The 23490-nt window shown below is 63.7% G+C and carries 26 protein-coding genes; 13 read left to right on the plus strand and 13 right to left on the minus strand.

Annotated elements, in window-relative coordinates; genetic code table 11:
• Window positions 1-233: 233 nt before the first annotated feature.
• From eccD to ACH34W_RS03235, 11 genes are all read left to right on the plus strand, one after another.
• Window positions 234-1616 (plus strand): type VII secretion integral membrane protein EccD, encoded by a 1383-nt coding sequence (gene eccD / locus ACH34W_RS03185; RefSeq protein ID WP_395959137.1) that lies wholly within the window; start codon window positions 234-236, stop codon window positions 1614-1616.
• Window positions 1616-2944, plus strand: a complete 1329-nt coding sequence (gene eccB / locus ACH34W_RS03190) for a type VII secretion protein EccB (protein WP_395959138.1) — start codon at window positions 1616-1618, stop codon at window positions 2942-2944. Before eccD ends, eccB begins: the two co-directional genes overlap by 1 nt.
• Before the next feature lie 235 nt (window positions 2945-3179).
• Window positions 3180-3494, plus strand: coding sequence for a WXG100 family type VII secretion target (locus tag ACH34W_RS03195; RefSeq protein WP_395959139.1), 315 nt, complete (start codon window positions 3180-3182; stop codon window positions 3492-3494).
• Between the two features lie 35 nt (window positions 3495-3529).
• Window positions 3530-3823 (plus strand): WXG100 family type VII secretion target, encoded by a 294-nt coding sequence (locus ACH34W_RS03200; RefSeq protein ID WP_395959140.1) that lies wholly within the window; start codon window positions 3530-3532, stop codon window positions 3821-3823.
• A gap of 73 nt (window positions 3824-3896) precedes the next feature.
• Window positions 3897-4205 (plus strand): hypothetical protein, encoded by a 309-nt coding sequence (locus ACH34W_RS03205; protein ID WP_395959141.1) that lies wholly within the window; start codon window positions 3897-3899, stop codon window positions 4203-4205.
• A 1469-nt stretch (window positions 4206-5674) separates the two neighbouring features.
• On the plus strand, window positions 5675-6814 hold the full coding sequence (locus tag ACH34W_RS03210) for a S8 family serine peptidase (RefSeq protein WP_395959142.1): 1140 nt from the start codon (window positions 5675-5677) through the stop codon (window positions 6812-6814).
• A gap of 35 nt (window positions 6815-6849) precedes the next feature.
• Entirely contained in the window at window positions 6850-7290 is a 441-nt protein-coding gene (locus tag ACH34W_RS03215; RefSeq protein ID WP_395959143.1) for a hypothetical protein, read from the plus strand.
• The gene (locus ACH34W_RS03220) at window positions 7287-7610 is read left to right on the plus strand and encodes a DUF6317 family protein (RefSeq protein WP_395959144.1); all 324 of its coding nucleotides are present in this window, start codon (window positions 7287-7289) and stop codon (window positions 7608-7610) included. Before ACH34W_RS03215 ends, ACH34W_RS03220 begins: the two co-directional genes overlap by 4 nt.
• Before the next feature lie 14 nt (window positions 7611-7624).
• The gene (locus tag ACH34W_RS03225; protein ID WP_395959145.1) at window positions 7625-8404 is read left to right on the plus strand and encodes a hypothetical protein; all 780 of its coding nucleotides are present in this window, start codon (window positions 7625-7627) and stop codon (window positions 8402-8404) included.
• 82 nt (window positions 8405-8486) lie between these two features.
• Complete coding sequence (locus tag ACH34W_RS03230) at window positions 8487-8834, plus strand: hypothetical protein (RefSeq protein ID WP_395959146.1); 348 nt, start codon at window positions 8487-8489, stop codon at window positions 8832-8834.
• 1130 nt (window positions 8835-9964) lie between these two features.
• Window positions 9965-11386, plus strand: coding sequence for a PQQ-binding-like beta-propeller repeat protein (locus tag ACH34W_RS03235; protein WP_395959295.1), 1422 nt, complete (start codon window positions 9965-9967; stop codon window positions 11384-11386).
• A gap of 51 nt (window positions 11387-11437) precedes the next feature.
• Here ACH34W_RS03235 and ACH34W_RS03240 read toward each other — a convergent pair whose 3' ends face one another.
• The 7 genes from ACH34W_RS03240 to ACH34W_RS03270 all read right to left on the minus strand — a co-directional run bounded on the left by ACH34W_RS03240 (window position 11438) and on the right by ACH34W_RS03270 (window position 16834).
• Window positions 11438-12058 (minus strand): hypothetical protein, encoded by a 621-nt coding sequence (locus ACH34W_RS03240; RefSeq protein ID WP_395959147.1) that lies wholly within the window; start codon window positions 12056-12058, stop codon window positions 11438-11440.
• On the minus strand, window positions 12055-13152 hold the full coding sequence (locus ACH34W_RS03245; protein WP_395959148.1) for a hypothetical protein: 1098 nt from the start codon (window positions 13150-13152) through the stop codon (window positions 12055-12057). The genes ACH34W_RS03240 and ACH34W_RS03245 overlap by 4 nt, the downstream gene beginning before the upstream one ends.
• A gap of 393 nt (window positions 13153-13545) precedes the next feature.
• Window positions 13546-13920 carry a hypothetical protein gene (locus ACH34W_RS03250; RefSeq protein WP_395959149.1) on the minus strand — a complete coding sequence of 125 codons (375 nt, stop codon included), beginning with the start codon at window positions 13918-13920 and terminating at the stop codon, window positions 13546-13548.
• 9 nt (window positions 13921-13929) lie between these two features.
• Complete coding sequence (locus ACH34W_RS03255; RefSeq protein ID WP_395959150.1) at window positions 13930-15183, minus strand: hypothetical protein; 1254 nt, start codon at window positions 15181-15183, stop codon at window positions 13930-13932.
• Window positions 15180-15602, minus strand: coding sequence for a WXG100 family type VII secretion target (locus ACH34W_RS03260; protein ID WP_395959151.1), 423 nt, complete (start codon window positions 15600-15602; stop codon window positions 15180-15182). Before ACH34W_RS03260 ends, ACH34W_RS03255 begins: the two co-directional genes overlap by 4 nt.
• Before the next feature lie 169 nt (window positions 15603-15771).
• Window positions 15772-15957, minus strand: coding sequence for a DUF397 domain-containing protein (locus tag ACH34W_RS03265; RefSeq protein ID WP_395959152.1), 186 nt, complete (start codon window positions 15955-15957; stop codon window positions 15772-15774).
• 4 nt (window positions 15958-15961) lie between these two features.
• Complete coding sequence (locus ACH34W_RS03270) at window positions 15962-16834, minus strand: helix-turn-helix domain-containing protein (protein ID WP_395959153.1); 873 nt, start codon at window positions 16832-16834, stop codon at window positions 15962-15964.
• Between the two features lie 339 nt (window positions 16835-17173).
• Here ACH34W_RS03270 and ACH34W_RS03275 point away from each other — a divergent pair, with 339 nt between their 5' ends.
• Window positions 17174-17620: an ATP-binding protein gene (locus ACH34W_RS03275; RefSeq protein ID WP_395959154.1), complete on the plus strand. Its 447-nt coding sequence runs from the start codon at window positions 17174-17176 to the stop codon at window positions 17618-17620.
• Between the two features lie 342 nt (window positions 17621-17962).
• Here the strand turns inward: ACH34W_RS03275 and ACH34W_RS03280 are convergent, their stop codons facing one another.
• The 5 genes from ACH34W_RS03280 to ACH34W_RS03300 form a co-directional block, all read right to left on the minus strand.
• On the minus strand, window positions 17963-18841 hold the full coding sequence (locus ACH34W_RS03280; protein WP_395959155.1) for a J domain-containing protein: 879 nt from the start codon (window positions 18839-18841) through the stop codon (window positions 17963-17965).
• Entirely contained in the window at window positions 18838-19461 is a 624-nt protein-coding gene (locus tag ACH34W_RS03285; RefSeq protein ID WP_395959156.1) for a hypothetical protein, read from the minus strand. The genes ACH34W_RS03280 and ACH34W_RS03285 overlap by 4 nt, the downstream gene beginning before the upstream one ends.
• A 281-nt stretch (window positions 19462-19742) precedes the next feature.
• Window positions 19743-20090: a hypothetical protein gene (locus ACH34W_RS03290; RefSeq protein ID WP_395959157.1), complete on the minus strand. Its 348-nt coding sequence runs from the start codon at window positions 20088-20090 to the stop codon at window positions 19743-19745.
• Window positions 20087-20575: a hypothetical protein gene (locus tag ACH34W_RS03295; protein ID WP_395959158.1), complete on the minus strand. Its 489-nt coding sequence runs from the start codon at window positions 20573-20575 to the stop codon at window positions 20087-20089. Before ACH34W_RS03295 ends, ACH34W_RS03290 begins: the two co-directional genes overlap by 4 nt.
• An 858-nt stretch (window positions 20576-21433) precedes the next feature.
• Window positions 21434-21556 carry a hypothetical protein gene (locus ACH34W_RS03300; RefSeq protein ID WP_395959159.1) on the minus strand — a complete coding sequence of 41 codons (123 nt, stop codon included), beginning with the start codon at window positions 21554-21556 and terminating at the stop codon, window positions 21434-21436.
• A 173-nt stretch (window positions 21557-21729) separates the two neighbouring features.
• Here ACH34W_RS03300 and ACH34W_RS03305 point away from each other — a divergent pair, with 173 nt between their 5' ends.
• Entirely contained in the window at window positions 21730-21906 is a 177-nt protein-coding gene (locus tag ACH34W_RS03305) for a hypothetical protein (RefSeq protein WP_395959160.1), read from the plus strand.
• 5 nt (window positions 21907-21911) lie between these two features.
• On the opposite strand, the gene ACH34W_RS03310 is transcribed toward ACH34W_RS03305, so the two are convergent.
• Window positions 21912-23297: a DUF222 domain-containing protein gene (locus ACH34W_RS03310; protein ID WP_395959161.1), complete on the minus strand. Its 1386-nt coding sequence runs from the start codon at window positions 23295-23297 to the stop codon at window positions 21912-21914.
• Window positions 23298-23490 lie beyond the last annotated feature (193 nt).

The raw sequence follows: 23490 nt of genomic DNA on the forward strand, positions 1-23490 counted from the left end.
CCGGCGAACCTGGCAAACGTCGTACGGCGGATCTTGACCCTGAGGTTCAAGCGGTCAAAATGTCGCTTCTGTGAACATCGAACCCGTTCATGAACGTTGCCGTAAGTTCTGTCGGGCTGGTAGTCAATATGCGGTCATGATCGCTCAGTGAGATCTCGTGCGGCATAACCGCTTGACCGAACCAGCCAAGATCGGTCAATCCGAGCGAAATGATCGGAGGTCGCATGAATCCCATGACCGGAGCCGACCTCTGCCGCATCGCGCTCGTCGCACCGGGCCGCCGCATCGATCTCTCCCTCCCCGCCGACGTCCCGCTCGCGCACATGCTCCCCACGCTGCTCCAGGCAGCAGGCCGGGACCTGGCCAACGCGGGCCTAGCGCATTCCGGCTGGGTGTTGCAGCGCCTAGACCAGCCACCCTTCGATGAGTCAAAGACTCTGGCCGCCCTAGGTGTCCGCGACGGTGAGGTGCTCTACTTCCGCCCCGAGATGGCCCAGCTCCCCGAAGTGGTCTTCGACGACGTTGCGGACGTAGTGGCCACTGGTATCAATGAGCATTCCGACCGCTGGAAGCCAGAGCACACCCGTCGCTTCGGCCTAACCGCAAGCGCCGCGCTCCTAGTCTCCGGAGCAGTTGGCCTGGCTCTCTCAGGCCCACCCTGGCCCCTGATCTCAATCGCCGCCGGAGCCATCGCCGCCGTACTCCTAGCCGCAGGCGTAGTCCTGTCCCGCGCGCTCTCGGACGCCGGTGCCGGGGCGGTCCTAGGCTTCAGCGCGCTCCCGTACGCGTTCCTAAGCGGCCTGGTAGCTCCCGCCCGTCCCCTCGAGTTGACCGACCTAGGCGCCCTGCACGTCCTGTCGGCCACCGCAGCAGCTGCCCTTGCCGCGGTCATAGCCGCCTTCGCCGTCATCGAAGGTCTCCCGACCTTCCTAGGCGTAGCCTTCGCCGCGCTACTGGGCGCTGTCGCCGCAGCCCTAGTAGAAGGCGTTGGCGCAGATCCCACCGGTGTGGCAGCCAGCTCGGCCTCAATCTGCCTGGTCCTAACGGCCCTAATCCCATCCCTGGCGTTCCGCTTGGCGAGACTGCCCCTCCCGCCCGTACCGGAGAACGCCGAAGAGCTCCGTAGCGCCCAGACTTTCGACGGCCCGTCCCTCCTCCGCCGCACCAGAGAAGCCGACCGCTACAGCACAGGTCTAGTGGCAGGCGTAGCCCTGGTCTCCCTAGCCGCCCAATTCTTCCTCGTAGCCGAACGAACCTGGCTCGTCACCACCATGAGTCTCTGCATCTCCCTAGTTCTGTTGCTCCGCGCCCGCGTCTTCCACGGCAGAACGCAACGCCTCTGGCTTCTTGGCAGCGGCCTAACCGGCCTAGCGCTCCTAGGCGTCTCCTGGGGAACGACAACATCCCCCGGCCAAATCCTCCTGGCCGCCGCCGCCCCCATGCTCCTGACCGTAACGGTCATGCTCGTGATGGCCCTGCGCCTCCCGACCCACAAACCCAGCCCCTTCTGGGGCCGCGCAGGCGACATCCTCGACCTGACGCTCATCATCAGCCTGTTCCCGTTCGCGATGGCCCTGCTCAATCTCTACTCCTGGCTGCGTGGATTGGCCGGCTGATGCAAACCCGCAAGGACCTCTACCAAGCCCACAAGCTGATGACGCAGCGCGTCGCCCTAGCCCTACTCCAAGGCAAACCAGGCGCCGCCGAGTCACCCCTCCGCCGCACAGGCGTAGGCGCCCTCTGCGGCGTGATGGTCGTGGTGCTGGTCGCCGCAGGCTTCGGCATCACTGGCCTGCTCTTCAAGGGCGGCGCCCGCAACCTTGAAGAACCAGGCCTAGTCCTCATCGAAAAGGAAACAGGCGCCGCATACTCCTACAGCGCCGAACAAAAACGCCTCATCCCGTTCCTCAACTACACCTCGGCCCGCCTGGCCATGTCAGGCAACATCCAACGCAAGTTGGTCTCAAGCCGCTCCCTGGCCAAGTATCCCCGCGGTCCCCTAACAGGCATCCCGGGCGCCCCCGAATCTCTCCCTGACCCGAAAAAATTGGTCCGCGCCCCCTGGTCCCTCTGCGCCCACACCCCACCCTCAAGCGCCATCGCCACCGTTTCGCTTCTAGGCGGCCAAGACGTAGGCGGTCGCCCGCTAACAGACACCCAAGCGGTCCTAGTCAAAGCCGGCCCTCAAGCCTGGCTGATCTGGCGCAACACCCGCATGCGGATCTCGCCCCAATCAGCCCGCACCCTCACCAACGCGCAACCAGCCCCCGTAGGCGAACGCTGGCTGAACGGACTTCCCCAAGGCCCCGACTACGCACCCCCGCTCATCCCCAACCGCGGCGGCCCCGCCGCAACAACCCCAGACGGCCGCACCCCCACCATCGGCCAGGTCTACCGAGTTCCGCCCATCGCCGGATCCGCCGAACGCTGGTACGTGCAACTAGCCGACGGCGTCTCCGGCATCTCCAAGACCCAAGCTGGCCTGCTCCTCTCCACCACTGGCACCGCCGCCGCCATCGACATAACCCCAGCAGCCGCCACCAACGTCTCAGCGACCAATCTCTTCAACCGTCAACTGCCAGAGAGTCCACCCCAAGCCCTCCCATACGAACCAAGCGAACCCCTCTGCGCCGTCTACAACGACACGAGCCTGAACGCCCGCTTCACCATCGGCGGCACTCTCCCAAGCCCCCGACCCCCGATCGTCCTACCCGGCGGCGCCACCTTCGCAGGCACACTCACCGCCCCCAACCAGCGCCCTCAGTCGTTCTCCCTCATCACTGAGCAAGGTGTCCGCTACCCCATCCCCACCCCCGAAGACGCAACCAAGCTCGGTTACTCCACAAGCTCGTCCGTTCCCATCCCCGCCAACCTCCTCCAGCTCTTCCGCCCAGGCCCCGCCCTGACCTCATCCGCCGCCGTCCGGCCGCTTCCGGCCACCTAGCCCTTGAGTATTCAAGCCCTTGACCACGTACCACCTGGCAAGACAACTCCAAGACCACGACAACCCCACGTTGACCACCAACCTGACTGGTAGACAGAAAATCCATTACGTACCTACGATCCAATTTGCTCAATGTCACGGGGTGTGTCGCCTAACCGGCGCTACAGGAGACATCGGCTGGTTTGCGCAGGGCGCGTCGTGATCGATTCCGAACCCCACGCGCAAGGAGCAAGCAATGACACAGCAGTCAGCGCACAGCCGGGAAGGCATGCGGCGCGGCGCCGACGCGATCGAAGAGGCCGAGAACAAGCTGCGTAAGACCCGAGCCCGCCTGGACGCAGAGCAGAAGGCACTCGCGGCCACCTGGAAGGGCGAAGGCGCGACCGCTTTCGTGACCGTCTTCCAGCGGTTCGACCAGCAGTTCGTCAAGGTGCTCACCGACCTGAACACGATCCAGAAGAAGCTCGGCGACGCCCGGGTCACCTACGCGGCCAACGAGTCCGAAACCGTCGCCCGCGTGAACGCCCTCAAGGGCCTCATCAACGACTGAGCTCCTTCACCAGACGACATCGGAGACCCGAGACCATGAGTGATCTGACCCGAGTGCACTTCGGCTCAATGCAGCAAGCCCAGGCGAGCTTCCAGAAGGCATTGAGCGAATACAAGGCCGCCCTCGACGAGCTCGAGAGCAAGGTCAAGTCCACGCTCGCGGAGTGGGAAGGCGGCGCCCAGCAGGCGTACCACCGCATGCAGTCCCAGTGGAACGCAGCCGGTGCCGAGCTCGGCAGCGTCGTCAACCGCATGGGCGCCGCCATCGGCGAGTCCCACGACGGCTACCGCACCACCGAAAACCGCAACGCCGCCAGCTTCAACGGCTAGGGCGAGACCCATGCCACAAGGAGCAGGCGCAACGGGGGCGCCCCGTCCTGACAGCGAACACAGCCCAGAGAAGATGCGCCAAGTCGCCCGAGCGATGCGCGCAGAACTCGACAAGCTGAGGTCTGGCACTAGCGGTCACCCCAGCACGGTTGGCGCCATCGGTGACTGGGACGTACCGGAGCAGCTCGCAGAACGCGTCGGCACGGCACATCAATCCATGCTGACCTACATCACCCGGTTCGCGAAAGCGTACGACGCCGTGATCGCACGCATCGAGTCCTCTGCAAAGGACTTCGACCTGGCCGACCTGGCCGCTAGAGACGCGGCGAACAGAGCGGGCCGAGGCATGGAGCCGCGAGCCACGCACGAGAGCCAGAACTAGACTTCGACGGTTCCCGAGGGGGACAGGGGTATGGGTGGTCAGTCCTACCCGATCAGACGTGGCTCGATCGGCGCTGGTCATCCAGAGCAGTTCGACTACCACCAGATCATTCAGAAGATCAAGGCTTCTGACTCCGCTGGTCTGCACAATCTTGCCGGCACGTACGAATCGTTGAGCAAGCTGCTCGACCAGGCGATGTCGGACCTGGCCTTCCACCGCGGCCGCCTGAAGGCAGCATGGCGGGAGGGTCCGTCTTCTGATGCGGCGCAGGGCCAGCTCAAGACGCTGGAGAACGCCGCGAACGAACTCGCCGCGGCCAGCATGACGTTCGGCTTCGCCTTGAAGCAGGCAGGCACGCAGGTCGACACCTTCAAGAGCAATGTCCCCTCAGAACCCACCGACCTCCTCGGACGGCCCAAGGCCCCCAAGTCCGAGCTCTTTATGGAGAAGTCCGCCAAGGACCGCGAGGCCCAGCAGTACATGGCCACCATGAACCAGACCCTCGCCGACGTCTACTCCGTTATTCCTGCCTCCATCTCCCTCGACCTTTTCGGCGAAGAACGGGACCCGAAGTTCGGGCTGCCAGGCGGTGGCGGCGGCGGGACTGGTGCCGGAAGCGGTTCGGGAGGCCTGGGGGGCGGCGGAGGAGCCGCCAGCCAACCTGCTCCAACCCCTGGTCAACTTCCACAGTCCCCCTCAGTTCCCCAACCTCTTGATCCTGCCGTTCCACCGCCGGGCGGCGAAGATGCTGGAGGCGGCCCACGCAACGGAGGCGGCGGGACCGATCTCGAGGGAATCAAACCGGCGGGCATCGCCCCGGCACCCGGCCCCGGCACAGGACCCGGTGGGGGCGGCCCAGTTCCCAGCAGCCCTGGGCCTGGCGGAGGTTCCGGCGGCCTAGGGCCGGGGTTCCTGCCAAGCCCGGCTAATCCTGCGCCTGGAACCCCAAGACTGGGCTCGGCAGGACCGCGTCCAGGCAGTGTAGGTCCCCGTCCGCTGCTTCCGGCACCCAGGCCAGGTCCGATTGGGCCGAGCCCCATGGCTCCGGGGCCGGGCGGTGCTCGTCCGACACCAGGAGGCTCGTCCCTGCGTACTCCCAGGTCGGCGCCGATTCCTTCCGGGGCGATCGGTGGAGGAGGACTTCCCGTTAGCGGCGGTGGCCAGAGGGGAACGTCAGGCCCGGCGCAGGCCAGACCTCTCGGCAGCACCCACTCAGGAAGAGCCGGCGCGGACGGAGTGATCGGCCGTTCACCGACCGCAGGCCCACGTTCAAACCCCGCTGGAAGAACGGGCGGCCATCTTGCGTCGAGTTCCGGGAATCGCTCCGAACGGACGGGCCGAGAAAACGTCCGCGAGACATGGCTCTCGGAAGACGGGGACGTCTGGACCGATGATGAAGGCACGGCGCCGCCCGTGATCCGCTGAAGAGATTGGCAGAAGATCTAATGCTGGCGAGTGTGCGAGGGAGCGTGGGACTCGCAGTCGTTGCAACGCTGGTCCTGACATCGCCGAGCCCGGCGCTGGCTCTGCCCAAGCCTCGCAAGGAGCTCTACTGGTTCAACTGGTGGGAGCTTGAGGAGAAGGTGTGGCCTATCTCCACGGGCAAAGGTGTCACCGTCGCGGTGATAGATGGGGAAGTCAATCGCGACCTGCCAGACCTCCAAAACGCGGTCTTGCCGAACGTGAACATGGACGAGGTACGGGTCAAACCTAAGCGTGAGAGCGGTGGGCATGGCACCGCGATGAGCGCTCTGATCGTTGGGCAAGGACACGGAACGGGCATGGTCGGTGTCGCACCAGGCGCCAGGGTGCTTCCTCTGACAGCCCATGGCCCGATCTCCTGGTCGCGGGGCCTGCGCTACGCGTCCGATCACGGTGCCAAGGTGATCAACATGTCCGTTGGGGCGGAAACTTTCCAGCCTTGCCTACCTGAAGTGCAAGAAGCCGTCTCCTATGCGGTGAAGCGGGACGCAGTCGTCGTGGTCTCGGCGGGCAATGAGGGCCGACGTGCGGACTGGCGAAGCGAACCGGCCAATTGCGCCGGCGTACTGGCCGTCGGCGGCCTGGACGGCTACGTCAAACCTTGGAGCGGATCGACTCCTGGTGAGTACGTCATGGCGGCAGCTCCCGCAGTGGAAGCCGGAAGCATCGACGGCGGCGGCCGGTTCGAATGGCGAGGCCACGCAGGCACAAGCCAGGCCGCGGCGCTGACCTCAGGCGTCGTAGCCCTAATCCGCTCCAAATACCCGAAGATGTCGGCCCGCGAGGTCGTGCAGCGGATCCTGGCCACATCCAAGGACGTAGGCAAACCAGGCTGGGACGACGTCACCGGCTACGGCCTGGTCCGCCCCTACCGAGCCCTAGTAGACAAGGTCCCAGCCAACGCCCCCAACCCCATTTACGGCCGCCTTGAGCGATCACCGCAGAGCGGCCTTCAGAGCCCACACAGCGCTAACCCCTCGACGAACCTTGCAAAGCGTAGGGAAGGCAAGGCTTCCGAAAAGCCATGGATACCATGGAACGGTGTTCTGGCTGGATTGATCGGTGGAGTCATGGTCGGCGCCTTCGCGATTGGGTGGCGCCTGCTACCCCGTAATAGAAGAGCATGAAATTCCAGACCAAGGCCGTGAAGGAAATGTAGACGATGGGAAATACTTCCGGTTCTGACTTCTCGTCGCTCGTCAATCAGGACACTCCCTTTGCGCCCGCGAACAAGAAGGAAGTAAAGCGGCGCATCTCCTCCTCCGCTGTCGGCGACGAGGAGCAGGATTCTTTGCTGCCCGCCGAAGAAGTGATCGACATGGTTGAGCTTTCTTCTCTCTCAAGTGCCTTCGTTCCCACTGCTGGGGCCACAGGCCCGGGAGAACAGCCTCAATATGAAATGCGAACACTGGAGGATGGTACGCCTGGCCTTGCCATATTTACTTCATCGGAAATTCTCCTCGAACGAATGGGCGGTGACCAGAATTGGTCGGAGGTGCCGCTCATAGAGTTGCTTTACCTGGTGGGAAGAGAACGTATAGGTGTGGCCGTCAATCCGCGACTGCTTTCAGGTCATGACAAGAGAGTAGGGAAAGATCGTTGAGTGCAGAAATAAAGGTCGTGTTCAAGGATATCCTAGCGGCATCATCCATATTTAAAAGCCAGGGCAAGAGGTACGACGCGATTGTTCCCAGGCCTATTAAACCTGTGCCTGTAGTCACCGATTCTTCTCTGGATGCATCACTCTCGCTTGTGCTCCAGTCTGTCGCTCTGGTGTATGACTCCGTTGGAGCTTCCATGCAAGCACACGGTGACAAGCTGAAAAGCGCACATGATCGTTACGTGAAGGTCGAGGATGACGTCTCTGACCTCATGAAAAGCATAGATGTTCCCAAAGACGTGAGACCTAGAATAGGCAATTAACCATAGGAGTAGAGGTGGCACCAAAAAAAGAGGCTGCTCCAGTTCCGCCAGGCGTCCAGCGGATCGGCGAGGAGAACTCACTGGGCGTTGATATCCATGGCCTAGCAGCGTTGGCGAACAAACTTTACTCCTATGTGCCACCTGCCAAAGAGATAGTGAATGACCTCAGGAGAGCAGTAAGGAAGCTGGTCACCGACGCTGGATGGAAAGGTGATGACGCCAACAGATTCGAGGATGCCTGGGGGGTTGACGCCGCCAACGCCGAGAAGCTTTCGATGTTTATCGAGGACGTCGCAGGAGTGCTCGATAACCTCGCGACCTCGCTTTCCGAGCTTCAATTGGCCTTGAACGAGCGCATGATCTCCCTCAAAGGGAAGGAAACAGGGAAATTCGACAAGTTGGCGCTCTGGAAAGACGCAATAACCCAGTCCAACAAGGTGCAGGCGGAAGCGGCCAAACGACTGGTCACACTATATGCAGGCAATAAGGAGTGGTCAGTCCTTGCCGTCACCAAGTCTCTCTCAAAGGACAAGAACATCGACTCTGGTCTACGGAAGAGCCTCGGTGATCTGAACGACGAGCTCGACGACCACCTTCCCGACAATGACTTCGACTGGTCAGGTTTTCTGACTTGGGCTGGCACTGGAGCGGGAATTGGCGGTGTGATCGGATCACCTTTCGCTGGTGTGGGGGCCATTCCAGGGAGCGTCGTAGGCGGTTCCGCAGGACTGCTGATTGGCGGCGGCTACAGCTCTGGAAAGTGGGCTATCGACCAGCTTGATGACTGGTTCTAGCCGTCTACCGGACCGGCGTCGACCGATCTTGTCCGGGTTCTCCGCGCTGGACCGAGCACCTCTCAATGGAAGGATCTTGTCGATGAGATCTGTCGACGTACTAGCGATTGCTGCTCCGGCGATCATCGGCGCCAGGGCCATCGTTTTTGGAATCATGCTGAAGCGGGGGCAGGGCAGGGCGAGAGTTACGCGCAGAGAGCATGTTGACTACGACAAACTTCCGCCAAATATCCGAGGTCAGGTGAGTCGACTAAGTATCGTGTTGGGACTGGCTTTTTTGGCTTTTAGTGCCATCGGAATGGTCGATCCGGGTCCTATTCTGCTGGTGCCCGTTGGGGTTATGATCTATTTTGCATATCCTTACTATCGTCAAGCTAAGCAGCTTAAGGATGCCGCGAAGCAGATTACGCTCAATGAGCGGTCTGGATGAAGGCTATGGCCGAGGTCGCCGCGATTGCGGAGGACGTCTAGGAAAGACTCTGGACCTGGGCGGCCATCATAGGAGAGTTTATGTCGCACCAGCCGTACTCGTCCAGCAGTGGTTGGCGTCAATGGCTGCCTCCGCAGTCGCCGCGGCAACTGGAGCCGGCCTCATCGCCGCGGTCGGTGGGCTAATAACTACTCAAGTCGAAACGTTGACCGATTATGACGACAAGATATCCATGTACTCCGCCTTTCCGCAAGGGTGCTGGCCACGGGCGACGGAGTCCGCACCTTCTGACAGCTCGATGAAAGACAAGAATGGTGCCAGCAGTTGGCGGTTGCGCACGTGAGAACGTCACCTTCCCGTCATGGAGGTCGGTAGTGCTTCCAATCGGCTCTGATGAATGGCTTGACGCTTGGTCTGCAGAACAGCGCAGGTCTACGATCGAGTTGGCTTGCCGTACGATTCGCAAGCTGCGCCTTGGATTGTCGCTATCATTGCTCGGAGTTGTTGTCCTGGTTGCAGGGATAATCCTCGGGGTCGAGTCCGATGATACGCGTCTCGCGCTCTCGGCTGTACCGTTGCTCGCTGCGCTTCTGCTGGATTCCTTGTCTCTCCGGATCAGCCTGTCGGGCTGGCGTTCCGTAAGAGAAGTATTCTTGGGAAATGCCCGTCCGGCAAAACTGCGATCAGTGCGTATCAGATCGGGAGTACTCGGACTGGTGGCGGTGATCACAACAATGCTCGCTGTGATACCAGTTGGGGTGAAGATCGGTGTCGTCATGCTAACCACAGAACTTACGGCCGCTCATAGTATGATCAATATTTCGATGGTCTGTGCAGTTTTTGCGGGTGTGGTGGCAGTGCGATTCTGGGTGAACCTGCTCCCGATACGTACCGTATCGAATTAGCGAGCTCTAAGAATGCGGTGACTTCTTAGCTGACGCGGAGCGTCTCGAGCGAATGGCAGTCAACAAGATTCGCCTTGATTCCTGAACTAATATCCTTTGGATATAGCTGAGAGATGACATGCATGGTCGTCTCACTAAGACAGTAGGTCTGATCGTTTGTAGTGTTTCCGGAATGCTTGCGGGTGGTAAGGACTTCTGACTTTGAGAGTATTCAGAGCCTTGACGGTGAGTGTGTTGTCTGTCGGACTGCTCTCGTCGGAGGGTTGTGACGGCGGTGGCCCTGTACGCGGCTCGGCGCAGCCGCGGGTGGATGCCGGCCGGGCGCCGGTGTGGGCTGCGCAGGTTCCTTCTGATGCGGGGGATCTGGAGCGGGCGCAGGTGGCCGGTGACGTGATCGTGGTTCAGGCGGAGAAGAAGGTGCTGGCCTACGGTCGGCGCGCCGGGAACTTGTTGTGGTCGGTCGAACGGCGGGGGTCGTTCCAGTTGGTCTCAGTGTCCGGTGGCGTCGTGGTGCTCAGCCGGTCGGGAACCTCGGACGCGTTGGTGGGGGTGGTGGATCTGCGGACTGGGGCCGAGCGGTTCTCAGCGGGGGAGTTGAGTCGTGTCGGCGTCACTGCTGATTCACTTCTGGGAGTGAGGCGCGATGGGCCCTCTGCTGAACGGGTTCAGTCGTACGATCTGCGTACCGGGCGCATCCGCTGGTCCAGGAGAGAGCTGGGCTTCTGGGACGTGGTGATGCCGAATCGCGCGCAGGACGCACAGGCCACGATGCCTCCGCGATCGGAGCCGGGCGGGGTGACCGATCCGCTGCTGGCGTCGGGTGCTCGGCGGTTGCTGGTCAGGCCTCTGAAGCGGCACCGTGAACGTTCCGAGTCGCTCGTTCAAGTGCTGGATACTCGCACGAGTCGCGTGGTCGCCAAATGGCGCTCCTCGGAGGAACTTTGCGGCCAGCTCACTGATGACAGCGGCTACCTGCGCCGGAACACGTCCCTGATAGACCCCACTAGTAGCTGCCCGGAGGGCGAGATCTCGGCAGTTGACCTGGCGACAGGGCGCCGGAGCTGGGCGGTTTCAGGAGTCGTCAACGCGGTCACGGGTGAGGGCGCTCGGTCGCCGACAGTGGTGACCGGACGCACTGTGCTTGTGATGAACGCTGAAGGGCGGCCCCAGTCGATCGAGCGGAACGGCGGCCGGATTCGATGGAGAGGCCAGCCGGGGCACCTGATCCTCGGGCTGAACGATCAGGTGGTGGTGGTCCGTGACGGGCAGGGCACCGGTGACCTGATCGGCTTGAACGCCACCAGCGGCGCGAAGCGTTGGACCAGGCGGCTGGATGGGCCGCTGACCGGCCGCCTCGGCAAGGGGCAGCGCGATCCGTATTGGATGGAGCGGCACGCGATCGTGGGGAACAGGCTGGTCTATTCCGGCCGGTCACAACGGCTTCCTCCCCAGGGCAGCGGACCGCTCGCGAACGCTCGGCTCGGTGCCGTGGTGACTGTCGTCGATCTGGCTACCGGCAGCGAGATCTGGACGGCGCGCCGCGATGCGGGCTTGCTCGGCGCAGGGCCGGGTTGGGTCATCACAGGGCGATCCGGGCAGGAGACCGGCGAGAAAGGTCCTCCGGACATTCAGCTTTATGCATTGTGATCGCGTTGGGGTCACGGATGGCGTGGCGGTCCGTCGCTGGTGGAGGTGCGTTTATCGGCCGTCTGGCGGGAGGGCGCGTAGCAGGTGTGTCGCGACGCGTTCGGAGGTGGCGCGGAGTTGGGCGTCGTCCTTGCCGGGAGCCGCGTAGGTGATGTCGATGATCAGGAGGCCGTCACGTACCAGGAGGGTGGCCTCGTTCTGGAGGTCGTCCTTTGTGACCGCGACCTTGGCCTCGTCCCCGAGCTGCTGGATGGGGTTGAACGTGAGGCGGTCTCGGCCCAGTGGGTCGGTGAACTGCTCCCGTGCATAACGTGCCCAGTCCTTGTCGGTGTGGACGCTCGAATCCCACGGGCGTTGCACCCAGACGCGGAGCTGTTCGCGTTCTTGGTCATCGGGGGCCGAGAAACTGCAGCGTGCTTCGTTCCGGTCCAGTGTCCGGCTGTCGGGGGCGGGCTGTAGGCCGGGGGTCGGGCTGTTGTCTGCGCGGAAGACGTTGCACAGGTCGGGCAATGGCGTCCGTGCGGACGGGACGATTTCGGAAGGCGAGACGGGGCGGGTGAGCAACTGTGAGGGGCCGCCGCCGTAGAAGAACATGATCGCGTTCGCGGTCAGGATAACGGTGAGTACCAGCCAGACGGATTCCCAGAGGCTCAGCGGTGTGGCCCGCCTCATGACCGGTCCCGCAGGTTCGCGTTGACGAGCCGTACCACTTCGATAGCGCGTTGCTCGAGATCTGGGCCGGAGGTCTTCGCCTTGCCGGTGACTTCCGCCGTCACGTTGTAGTCGCCCACGCGCAGGATGGCGGTGGCATCGGTGCTCGATCCCTTGATCTCGTGCCACGAGTAGCCGCGCAGGCCGGGGATGCCGTGGGTGATGTGCTCCATCTGGTTCTTCCGGCGCTCCTCCTCGAACCTATTCCGGCCGTATTCGTGGGCGTGGCCTGTCACTGTGAGCTTGAGCGGAGTCTCGTCGTCCGGGACGCCGGACGCCTTCCGCGTCCAGTTGCAGATCCACTTCGCGTTCTCGGCCTCTGCCGGATAAACACCGGAGAATGTCCTCTCTGCCGCGGCCCGGGGGACCAGCGGACAGGCGGCGACGTCAGGAGGCCGATCTCCGAGTCGAGCGAGTGTGCAGCCGATCAGCCATATGTCGAGGGCCAAGACGAGTGCGCAGCAGATGGCGACGGCAGCACGCCGCCTCCAGCCTGGCCGTGCCGGCTCCTCCGGAACGGCGGCCTCGGCGGCGGACATTCCCGTAGCGGCCAGATGCCGCTGCTGGATTGACGCGATCTGCTCGTCGAAGCTTTGGTTCCTTGCGCCGTTGGGATGGCGGACCCAGAGGACCCCACCGTCCTTGAGATGGAGGACGGGAAATCGAGTGCTGTGGAACCTGCGGCCCTCGACAACCGCGATGTCGTGCCACGGGATCGAGATCGGGCCGCTCAGCTGCCAGGGGCGTCCCACCTGCCGACAGGTGATGCCCTCATCGTTGATGACCGTCCGGCTCTTGCGTGCCGCGAGGAACAACCAGGCGAGGAGGATCGCCATCACGGTGAAGCCCCAGGGCCTCAGCTCCACCCGCATGCCGAAGAGCACCGGGACGAAGTTCGTCGACAACAGCAGCGTGAACGCCACCATGGCGAACCAGTTCCGCCGCAGGGGCTTGAAGACCAGTTCGTGTGCTGCAGGCGGCGATTCGGGTGGGCGGCGCAGGTCCGCAGGTACGGGTGTTTCCGGTGGCTTCTGAGCCCTACGGCCTCGTCCCATGAGGCCTTATGAGAGCAGAACGAACATGGTCATTCCAGCGAAGGTCAGCAAAAGGAGTCAAACACGGCCCATATTCATCGGATCGGTTCCCAACGGCCTCGCCGGGGCATTGACACTGCCAGTCAGCCCGGAGGGGAGGACGCCGACGCGGGCAAGCGGTGGTAGGAGCCCTGAGCCATGGTCAGGGCTAAGTGTCCCTTGAGTGACAGGCCAGGAACAGGGTTCATGATGCGTTCCGGACGCTACCCTCTCACTTTCGACGACGATGACAGTGCCGCACGTGACCTGGCAGCCGTGATCCACAAGCATCTCCGCGCCCGGTGACCCCATGAGGCCTGGTGGTGGTGCGGAGACGTTCAGAGGAGGCGCCGACACAAAGCCGAGGAGACGGATTTAGTTCGGGGGGTAGGTAAGAATATCGTTGTCGTTTGCCTTTAGTTGCCAGGTGTCGTTGGGGCCGGGCGTCAGATCCAGATGCCATTTGTTGGAGAACACGATTCTCTGATCGCCTGTATTGAAGATCACCCACGAGAGAGGGCGAGCCGAGACGAGTGCTTGGAGTTCCGCTGCTGGGAGGGCGGTCACAGGTCGGGGGCTGGCATTGGGCGAGTTGATGGAGCCGATCGTCTGGAGCACAGGGGCGGTTGACTCGAGGGTCACGCCGTTGGAGAGGCGGAGGAGGAAATGGGGAGATGCTTGGATCTGCACCACATGGGCGTCTCGGACCTTGAGTATCTTGCGGTCTTCTTTTTCGAGATACTCGACCATGGTCGTCTCCTAGCGCCGCTTAGGTAGGTGGTCGAAAATGTTGCCCAAGCTATCTTTGCCAACGCCGTCTCGCGTCTGGGGGTAGACTTCGCCGGATTCGGGATCCACCATGACGTCCGGGTTTCTGTTTCCGCCGATGCCGCGCCAGTCGGATGCTGCCTTCACCTCATGGATGGCTTCGTTGATCTCCTGTTCCGTGTAGCCGAGCTCTCTTGCGATGTTACCGACATCCTTTTCCAAGTCATCAGGGTCGGGTTCGTCGTCGGGACTGTTCCATTCCCGGAGTACGGAGTCGTTCAGTTCGGCTTCGAGGATGCGGAGGTTGGGGGCGTTGGCGGCACCGGTGCTGACCATGGTGACGAGGTGGGTGCCAAGGGCCCCGACGGCGATGAGGCCGGTCGTCTGCAGGAGCTTGCCCGCGGCTTCGGCGAGGGCGGCGCGCATGGCGGCTGCGCCGGCCAATGCCGCAATGGGGTTGCTGGCAGTGCCGCTTACTTTCGTCTGGGCCTCTTGGACCGCAGTCGCGTACTCTCGGCAAGCCCTCGCGATGGCGGCGCAGAGTTGAGGAAGTCCGTCCAGCAGCGTGTTGGGGAAGCAATCTGTGTAGAGCCTGCTCCAGTAGCCGCCGAAGGCGTCGATGTCGGGCGCATCGCTGTGGTCAGTGACCGTCCTGACGTTAGCCGCCATGCGGGACCGTGCATCGACCAGTGAGTCCTGGGCGGTCTGCCAGGCGGTCCCGGCTTGGGCGAGCGCTCTGCTGTTTCCGGTGGGCCAGTGTTCGGAGACATCAAGCCAACCGATCTCGACGCCAGTGAGGGTTTCCAGGAGTGACTTCGGTGCTGGGACCCCGGGGCCGGATGCCGGCGGTGGTGCAGGAACGCTTAGGGCAGGCGCTACAGCAAAGCCCAAAATACGCTCCCGGAAGGATCCTTGCTGTTGCGGCACCATCGAGAAGCCGCCGCCCATCACCGAATGCTGGTCGGCTTTGGTGTAGTTGTTCGCTGTTTGGGTGAGACCTCGTGACATGTCGCCGGTGGATCGGTGCAGGGCCTGAAAACCCCGCCATGCTGCCTGGACCGCGGGCTGATAGGCGCTGACGAATTTCGCGGCGGCTTGGTCGGTGCCAGGGTTTCCGGCCATGCCCGTGGATGAGACCAGCGCCCCTGCGAGCGTTGTCCAGGTCGTACCGAGTGCGTTCTGCGAGCTGGCGACATACTTGGCTGCGTTGTGCACCAGATCGGTGTCCACCATGACTTTGGTCATCCCGACCACATCCGAGTATTGGTGTCACTGGCGCTGCGGAGATTCCGATGGGCTCGGACGATTGCCGCGTGGAGCCTTGCCAGTTCCCTGTGCATCTCGCGAGTGGACATGCTCCAGCGGTCGCGGGCGGCTGCGTACGTCTTTTGAGCGTCGCCTTCCCATTCGGCAAGCGACCCTGCGAGATCCCTCTGAAGGGTGTCCAGCGTTGAGTCAAACTCCTGTAGCGCGCGCTGGAAGTTACGCTCAGCCTCGCGGAATGCTGCGAACTCCGCCTGAATCCGGACCATTGTCTTCACCTCAAGAGGCAGCTGGATAGTCCTGCGGGCAATCGTGGTCAGCTGACAGGCTGGCACCTCGTGGCCTGCGGCATACGGGATAGCTCCTGCTGGCGAGAGCCCGGGCCATCTGCGTTGGGTCATCCTGCGAAGAGTCGCCTGCCTGGAGATCACTGGTGACTTTACCTGGAAGCACTCCTGCGGTCATGAAGCTGGAGAAATTCCATGAACGGCTTGTCGCCGACATAGCGGCCGTGCCAGGCAAGGGTGTGCATGAGCACGTTGAGTTGAGCCCACTCGGCGCTCGGTTGGGCTACTGGCGGATCTTGGCGAGGAAGGTGGCCCACTCGGCGCGGGTGAAGTCGAGGATTGGCCCCTGTCCGCTGGCCTTGGTGTCGCGCACACCGATGGTGTTGGCTGTGGAGCGCGCGACCTCCACGCAGTTGTCGGTCGGCTCGGTGTAGCTTGCTTTGCGCCAGCCGTAGTACTTCGTGGTCATGTCGTCATCCTGCCGTACTGCTGATCTCGTCGGCGAGCGAACCGAGGAAGCTCAGGCTGCTCACTTCCGATAGTGCCGCGTCGCGGACGTGGTCGTAACGCCGCAGGTTGGCGGCGACTTCGGCGGACTCGGTGACGATCAAGTCGGTCGCGACCGTCGCCTCCACCACGATGGTCGGATCGGCAGGGTCGGGGAAGGTGTAGACGGACAACTGGGCGCGTGGCATGAGTTCCCCGATGGGTGCAGTGCGTAGAGGGAGTACGCGCACAGCTACATGAGAGTTGGACTCGGCTACTTCGACGATGTGGTGCAGTTGCGCGACGTACACGTCAGCGGGGCCGCTATAGCGGCGGAGCCCCACCTCATCGAGAACCACCTCGTACCGTGGTCCGTTGGCGCGAAGAATCTGGCCCTTGCGCTGAAGCCTCGCCTGCACCAGCCGATCGACCGAATATTTGAGCGGTCTTGCGGCCTGGGTCAGTTGGATGAGCGCCAGGATGTATTCCGGTGTCTGCATGGGGCCGGGCAGCAATCCGGGATGGTACTCGCGGATGATGTCGGCCCCGGACTCCAGGTCTGCGTAAACGCGCTGGCGCTCGCCCATCGCGTCGCCGTACTTGTCCCACCAGCCCTTCTGGGCGGCGTCGGCGGCGAGTTCCATGTAGCGGCGCCATTCGGCGTCGGGGACTTCGAGGACGCGGAGAATGTTCATGACATCGGAGAGGTCGGGACGTGTGTGGGCGTTCTCCAATTTGGAGATCTTGATTCGGGATTGGTGGATGCGGGCGGCCAGTTCGTCGGCGGTAAGGCCGTGGGCCTCGCGGAGGGCGCGCAGTTCGATGGCGAGCCGACGGCGGCGTACATAGGGGCTGCTCACGCTCGTTCTCCCTTGAACGAACCGGTCGGGTCAGCTTCGGTCGTGCGACAGATCCGGATCCAATCGACACGATAGGCGACATAGTGTCACGCTGGGTAGCGATTTCATCGTTACGCGGGGTTCCGTCGGGTCGTTACGTACGGCTGGGGAACGTTCGCGAGCGTGACGTACGGCCTCGGAACGTCGGGGATGAGCCCGGTCGTCCGGCGCATCGTAGGAATCGGTCGGAGGGGCGAGCGGACGCGTCGAAACCGAGACTCCCGCCATGCGGGTCGGTGAACTGGAATCGACCACGCCGGGCGACCGGTAGAACACCGCTCGTGTCCACGGAGGACGCCGATGCTGCTCGCGATACCCGAGCCTGCCCCGACCTGCCCCGAGATGTACTGGCAGCGCACCTTCCCCGGACGTCCCGATCAGGCCAGGCAGGCTCGCTGCTTTCTACGCGCGCTGCTACCCACCCACCCGGGCCTGGACGACATGCTGCAGGTCGTCGATGAACTCGTCGTCAACGCCATCCAGCACACTCACTCCGGCGAGCCCGGTGGCACCTTCCAGGTCAGGGTGCTGCTCGATTCGGCCGTCATCGCCGTCTCCGTGATCGACCAGGGCGGACCCAATCGCCCCGAGAGCCTGGCGTCTGGCGGCCTGGCCGAGTCCGGGCGCGGGCTTGCCCTTGTCGCAGCGCTGGCCGTTCGCTGGTTCTGGTCAGGTTCCGACCTGTCGCGTACCATCACCGCCTGCTTCCCCGCCGTCTCACACCCCGAGGTCTCGTCGCGTTTGTGAATTGTCGGCGGAATTCCGGACGCCGTCTACACCAACGCCGCCACCCGCGATGAGTGGTAACGCCTGCTCGACGATGATGGCGTCACCATGGACATGGCGCCGGCTGAGCGGTGCATGCCGGGCCCCGACCTCCAGCAGCTCGCGCATGCCCGCCGTCACCCTGGCCGACGACGTAGGAGTCGGCGACAATCCTTCATGGTCGGTGACAGGCCAGGAACAAGGTTCATGATGCGGTCCGGACGCACCTTCTCACTTTCGACGACGATGACGGCGCCGCACGTCTTAGCTGTTGGGGGCGTTCTTTGGCCTGTTGTGGTTAGCCATGGTGGGGAGGGCTGCGGGCTAGTTTCGGGGGGCGGGTTCGCGGGTCAGGATGGCGGACGCGTCGGCGGTCGGTGATCCGTCGTGGTGGTAGGCCACGTGCAGTTTGTTCTTCTTGAGGGTCGCGCGGATTTCGGCGTCGTCGCAGCCCTGGTCGCGGTCGTGTGCGTACTCGCGGATCAGCAGAGTGCCGCCGGTGTAGGAGACGGGTGTCAACGAGCCCTGGCACTCGCCACGGAGGTAGCGGATCTCGCCTCGCGTTCGTCCGGAGCGCAAGGTTAGGGTGATCTGGCGCTTGACGCCTCCGTTCGTCTTGTACGAGCCCTTCCAGGTGCCGGCGAATTTCGCGGGGACCGCCGCGGCGATTTCTGGTTCGTCTTGCTCCATTGCGGTCACCAGAGCCGAAAGCATGATGACCCCGACGCACAGTCCCCACACGCCTGTGCAGCCGATCGCGATCACGTTGATGGCGCGGAAGCTTCGATGTGGGCGTGGTCTGTATTGGCGGTGCGGATAGTAGGGAGGGGGTGTTGATCGTGGCGGAGCTGGTGGCGGGGGTGCCGGGCGAGGTGGGGGCGGTGGCGCGGCGCCCATCTGGGCGGTCTCCCAGGGGTCGATCACCTCTTCGCGTTCGGGCGCTTCGTCGGCGGGACGGGAACGGTCGGCGTCGTATGCAGTCCGGTGTCTGCTCAGCACTTCGTGAGCGCGGGTCACCAAGTGGAAGGTGGCATCTGCTTCGGGGGTTTCGGACGACCGGAGGTCAGGGTGGTATTTGCGTACGAGCCGGCGGTAGGCGCGCTTGATCTCCTCGGCCGAGGCATCGCGGTCCACACTGAGTACCTCGTAGGCGTCCCGGCCGTTCAGTCCCCAGTCCCTGCCGGTCGTGTTCGAGTCGGTCATTTCCCGCTTCGACGCGTCACGGTGGCGCGCCGGCATTCAAGGTTCCAGTGGGCTGTGGCGTCGGTGTGCCCGGCAGGGATGATTTTGGTTCCATTCGCGACCGTCACGCTTTGAGGGCAAGCGAGATAGACCATGAACATCTTCAGGTGGTGCTCGTGGCCTTCGTAATACCAGTCGCAGCGCAAGACGCGTTCACCCGCGAGGAAAGGTGCCTGGAGGAGCTCCTGGGCCGTGGGCGGCAGGTTGCCGAGGAGCCCGCGAGCTGCGGGGGAGAGGTCGAGGTCTGGACTTGCCGGTCCGGTCGCCGGAGGTGGCGGGACCGGTGGGGTGGTGGCGCTCGGGCGGTGGTCCACGGTCATTCGCCGGAAGGAGGCCGGGTCGAGTTCGTATGACGAGAGCGCATACACCTGACGGTGTTCGCTGTTGAGCCGCGGTTCGGCGACAAGGAGCCCACGATCTCCGAACACGACCGCGTACGGCCTGTGGTCTGGGTCGGAGGAGTCTTCGAACGCCCACCACTCGATGATGTTTCCGGCCCGTTTGAGCAGGCGGTCGCGGATGGCGGGACCCATCGTGTTCCAATGGTCCTGGCGCAGGGGACGGCCCTGCGTGAGCTCCATCTCACCGCGCTGGTGAATGGGAGCGGAGCGTGGTGCGCCTCGGGCGAGATGCCGCCCGCCGGCGCGGTCCGGAGGGCCTGGCTGGGAGGGGACGAGCCAGGACGCGGGCATCCGTTACCGCCTTCAGAAACTGAGGTCCACGAACTTGTCAAGCATAGGCCGATTGCCACGAAGCGGCCCTGTAGATGATGGGGTGCCGGTGTCCTATTCCGGCGGCGTGCCTGCATTGTGTGTGGACCCGACCGGTGGTGGTGCGCGCGTTCCGCTGGGTGATCTGCGTTCTACGAGATCGTCGCGGTCCATATCGTTCCGTTGTAGAGCTCGGCCATCACGTTGGCGCAGCGGCTGGCCGTCTCGGCTGCCAATGCGCTACCTGCAGCCGCTCGCATCTCGACCCACCAGACAGGCGTCGGGGCGGACACTCCGAGCAACCGTTCTGCCTCGCCTGGCACTTCGACCAGGAATGGATCTCTGATGACGACGAGCATTCGACTGTTCTCATCGAACAGCTGTGTGCCGCCGACCTGCGTTTCCGCCTGAGGGACCCAGCCATCGGGTATCTCAACTCGTTCGAGTAGCAGGGGCACATGTGGGCGATCGGTGGCCAGGACGATGAACTCCCGGCTCACGATGCGTTCCGGGCGAGGGAGTGGGAGAACGCCTGCGCGGCTATTCGGGTTGCGGCTGTACGAGTGGCGGCTCCGAGGCGACCTGCGGAGATCGTGACTCCGGGCGCGAGGTGCCGGTCGTACGGCACGATCTCGACCGAACGGCCGCCCGCGGCTAGGAGGTGGCGTGCTCGATCGAGATCGGTATCCGGGTTCGGGGTGTGGGCGGCCAGCGCGATGACTGTGCGAGCCAGTAGGGACACAAAGCCGTTCTCCGCGAACCAGCGCAGAGCCGCTCGGGCACTGAGAGCGCCGTCCGCAGTTCCTGGAGCCACGAAGACCTGGGCGTGGGCCGATGACAGGATCCCTTTGTGGAGGCCGGTGACCAGGCCTGCGCCGCAGTCGATTACTGAGGTCGAGAAGTAGCGGCTCAAGCGTCCCGTTGCTGCCTGGAACTCTTCGAAGCTCAACTCATCGCCGACCTCGCCGTCAGGGTTGCAGGACATCAGCCAAAGCCCGTTGGGTGTGCGAGCCAGGTATGTGGAGGCCTCGTCCCAAGAGGACGGACGAGCGGACGCGAGATCGCGTAGTGAACGGGGCGGGGTGACGCCCAACCTCAAGGGCAGGGAGCCTAGACCTGGGTCCGCATCGATCGCGAGCACTCTGTCTTGACGGTAATGGCGGATAACGTCCGCGATCAGCGAGGCCATGCTCGATTTGCCGGCGCCGCCGCGGATGCTGGTGACGACGATCCTGCGGCAGGACGGGACCGGCTGCCCTATGAGCGCGGCCAATTGGTCGGAGTCACGTACGTCTGAGGCGGCCGAGGCGCCGATGACCTTTTGCATGCTGCGACGCATTCGGAGCCCGACCGGATCGCCATGAGACCTGCGCCGGACCAAGTCGTCAGCGGCCCGGTAGTCCGTGGGCTGGTGTGGCGTGTACGGGTTCTGAACGGTTGCGGGGGCGGGCGGTGTTCGGGCGGTCGGAGCGGCGGACTCTTTGGGGGCTTGGGAACGCGTGGCTAGCTCGCTTGTTAGCCAGGGGCCGATCGCGGCTGGTGCGCTGAGTGTGCCGTTCTCGGGTTGTGGGCTTTCGTTGCTTGGAACCTTGAATGCCTCCGGCTGGGCGGCCGAATGGTTGCCAGACGGTGGGCGGAGGGGAGACCGTGGAGGGCGGGTGATGGACGGGACCAAGCCGGTATCGAGGGCGCCGAGTTCCTGCAGCACCTCGTGCTGCCAGTCTCGATAAGCCACCGATTCCTCGCCCCGTCACCTTTGCAAAACACGAATAGTAGAAATTCTGACGAGTCTAGTCATGCCTCGTGCCGGGAACCCCAATGGGACGCTGTCCGCCCCCTTCGGTCACCTGTGATCGAGGGCGGTCGTCGAGCCGACCAGCTTGTCCAGGGCCTGAGCCAACTGCTCGTCGCTGTCGCGCCGCAGCTCAGCAGCCACGTCCTCGGGCCGCACCCGGTGCACCCCCATGACGGAGCGTGATGGTCTCGCCGAAGTGAGGCGTGTGGTGGGCGAACACCCGCAACATCGGGGGAGCCTCCGAGTAGCGAGGGAGTTCCGAGTAGCGAGGGAGTGTCGCCCAGCCCTGACCCGCGAGCGCGTCCGCGAGCTGGTCCAGGGGAGTGGTGATAGAAGTTGGGGGGATGCTCCGGTCCCGTTCCATCGTCGACGGGCTGACCTTCTGGGCGATCGCAGGCCACACCGACAAGCGCCATCAAGGGCCCAGCGAACGCGGCGCCGCCACACTCAAGTCATGGCGGATCCTGCGCAAGTGCCTGTCGAGCAGGTCGCGGGCGTCGTCTTCGAACTCGTTTCTGTGAGTGATCTACATTTGCCGGCGGACGTTCTGGGACAGGTGGCGTTCTAGAGGGGTGTAGTCCCGCGGTGGGGTGATCGGCTCTGGGGCCTTCCGGTAGACCCGTCCCAGTGGGCTGGTCCAGATGGTGTCACCGAGTCGGTTGCGGCTGACGCGCCAGCCTTGGTCTTTGAGGTGATGGCAGGGAGTGCATTTGCTGTCGCAGTTGGCGGGGACGCTGGGTCCGCCCTTGGCGTGGTCAACGATGTGATCGATCTCGGTCCGCTGGGCGGGAACGCGGCATCCAGGGCCCCGGCAGGTCCGGTCACGGGCGATGACGAATGCGCGATCACGTCCTGTGAGGTAGCGGCGCTGGTCACGTGCCGGATGACTGGGCCGCGCACGCGTGGTGCCGTGGTTGATCAGCTCGCCGCTGACGGGGTCGGTGATCGAGAAGCGCCAGACCGTGTCATCACCTCCAGCCGCGGAACGCCGGGCTGCCTGCCGCGCGATGTCGGCGATCACATGGCCCCATCCGTGCAGCTCGGCAGCGCCCTCGCGCAGCCCCATCAGGGTCGCCAGATCGCAGGTGATCTCCAGAACGCCCCGCCGCCCCATCGGCCCGGCACCCTCCCAGGTCCCGGCGAGCAGGCCCAGATAGACATCGCTGCGGATCTGGTCCATCGGCCGGTCATCGCCGCTCTGTTTGGCGGCTCGCGCCATGGCGTCAATGCGTTCGAACGCGGCGGCGGCCTGATCTACGGGCAGTCCTCGGCCGTTCAACCGGGCGGTGCCGTTGGCGCTGAGACCATGCTCGACCCACCGTTCGTCTACACCACGCTGGTAATCACGGCGCAGCGCCTCGGGATCGGCTTCCACCACCAGCTTGTGCAGCCGGTGATCCAACTGACCTGTGGTGAGCTCGGGAGCCTCCGGCAGAACCGTCGCGGCCACCTGACGGGCGAGCGCCTCAGACAGCACGCCGGTGCGTTCCACCAGCACCTTGGCCTTGGCCTGGTCGATGCACCCTCGCCGGAGCGCACTCCATACGTCCGGCAACCGGTTGACCAGCGCCCAAGCATCCTCATAACGACTCTGTGCGGCACGCTTGGTGAGCGTCAGCGCCGCTCCGACCTCGGTCGCGACCAGACGAGGAAGATCGCTGCTCCACACACTGGACATGTCGGCCGTGGCGTCTTGGACCCTGTCGGCGACTGTCATCATGTCCGCCGCAAGCTCGGCCTGCTCGTAGGCGATCTGCCGGGCACGGGCCCGCAGCAGATCAACCGCGTCATAGCCCGACAAACGATCCCTGTCGACGGTGGCCAGCAACGCGGCCAACTCCGGCCCCGGCGGCATCCCAGCCAACTCGGACGGCAGCGTGGTGCCGCCCGGCGGAATCTCCTCGGTGACCATTCCGAACGCACCCCCTCAACTCAAATGCACTCGAAAATTGTATCGAAGATACGTGCGACATTTTGGACACCTCAAAAAGAATCTTGAACTAAATAAATAGCAATCGCCCCATCCTGGTTGAGGTAATTTCATCCCTATTCGCCCCTGTATTTGAGTATGGCTTGGATTGCGGCGGCCTGACAGATGGGGAGGG

It is taken from the genome of Actinomadura sp. 6N118 (assembly GCF_044326415.1).
GTDB lineage: Bacteria > Actinomycetota > Actinomycetes > Streptosporangiales > Streptosporangiaceae > Spirillospora.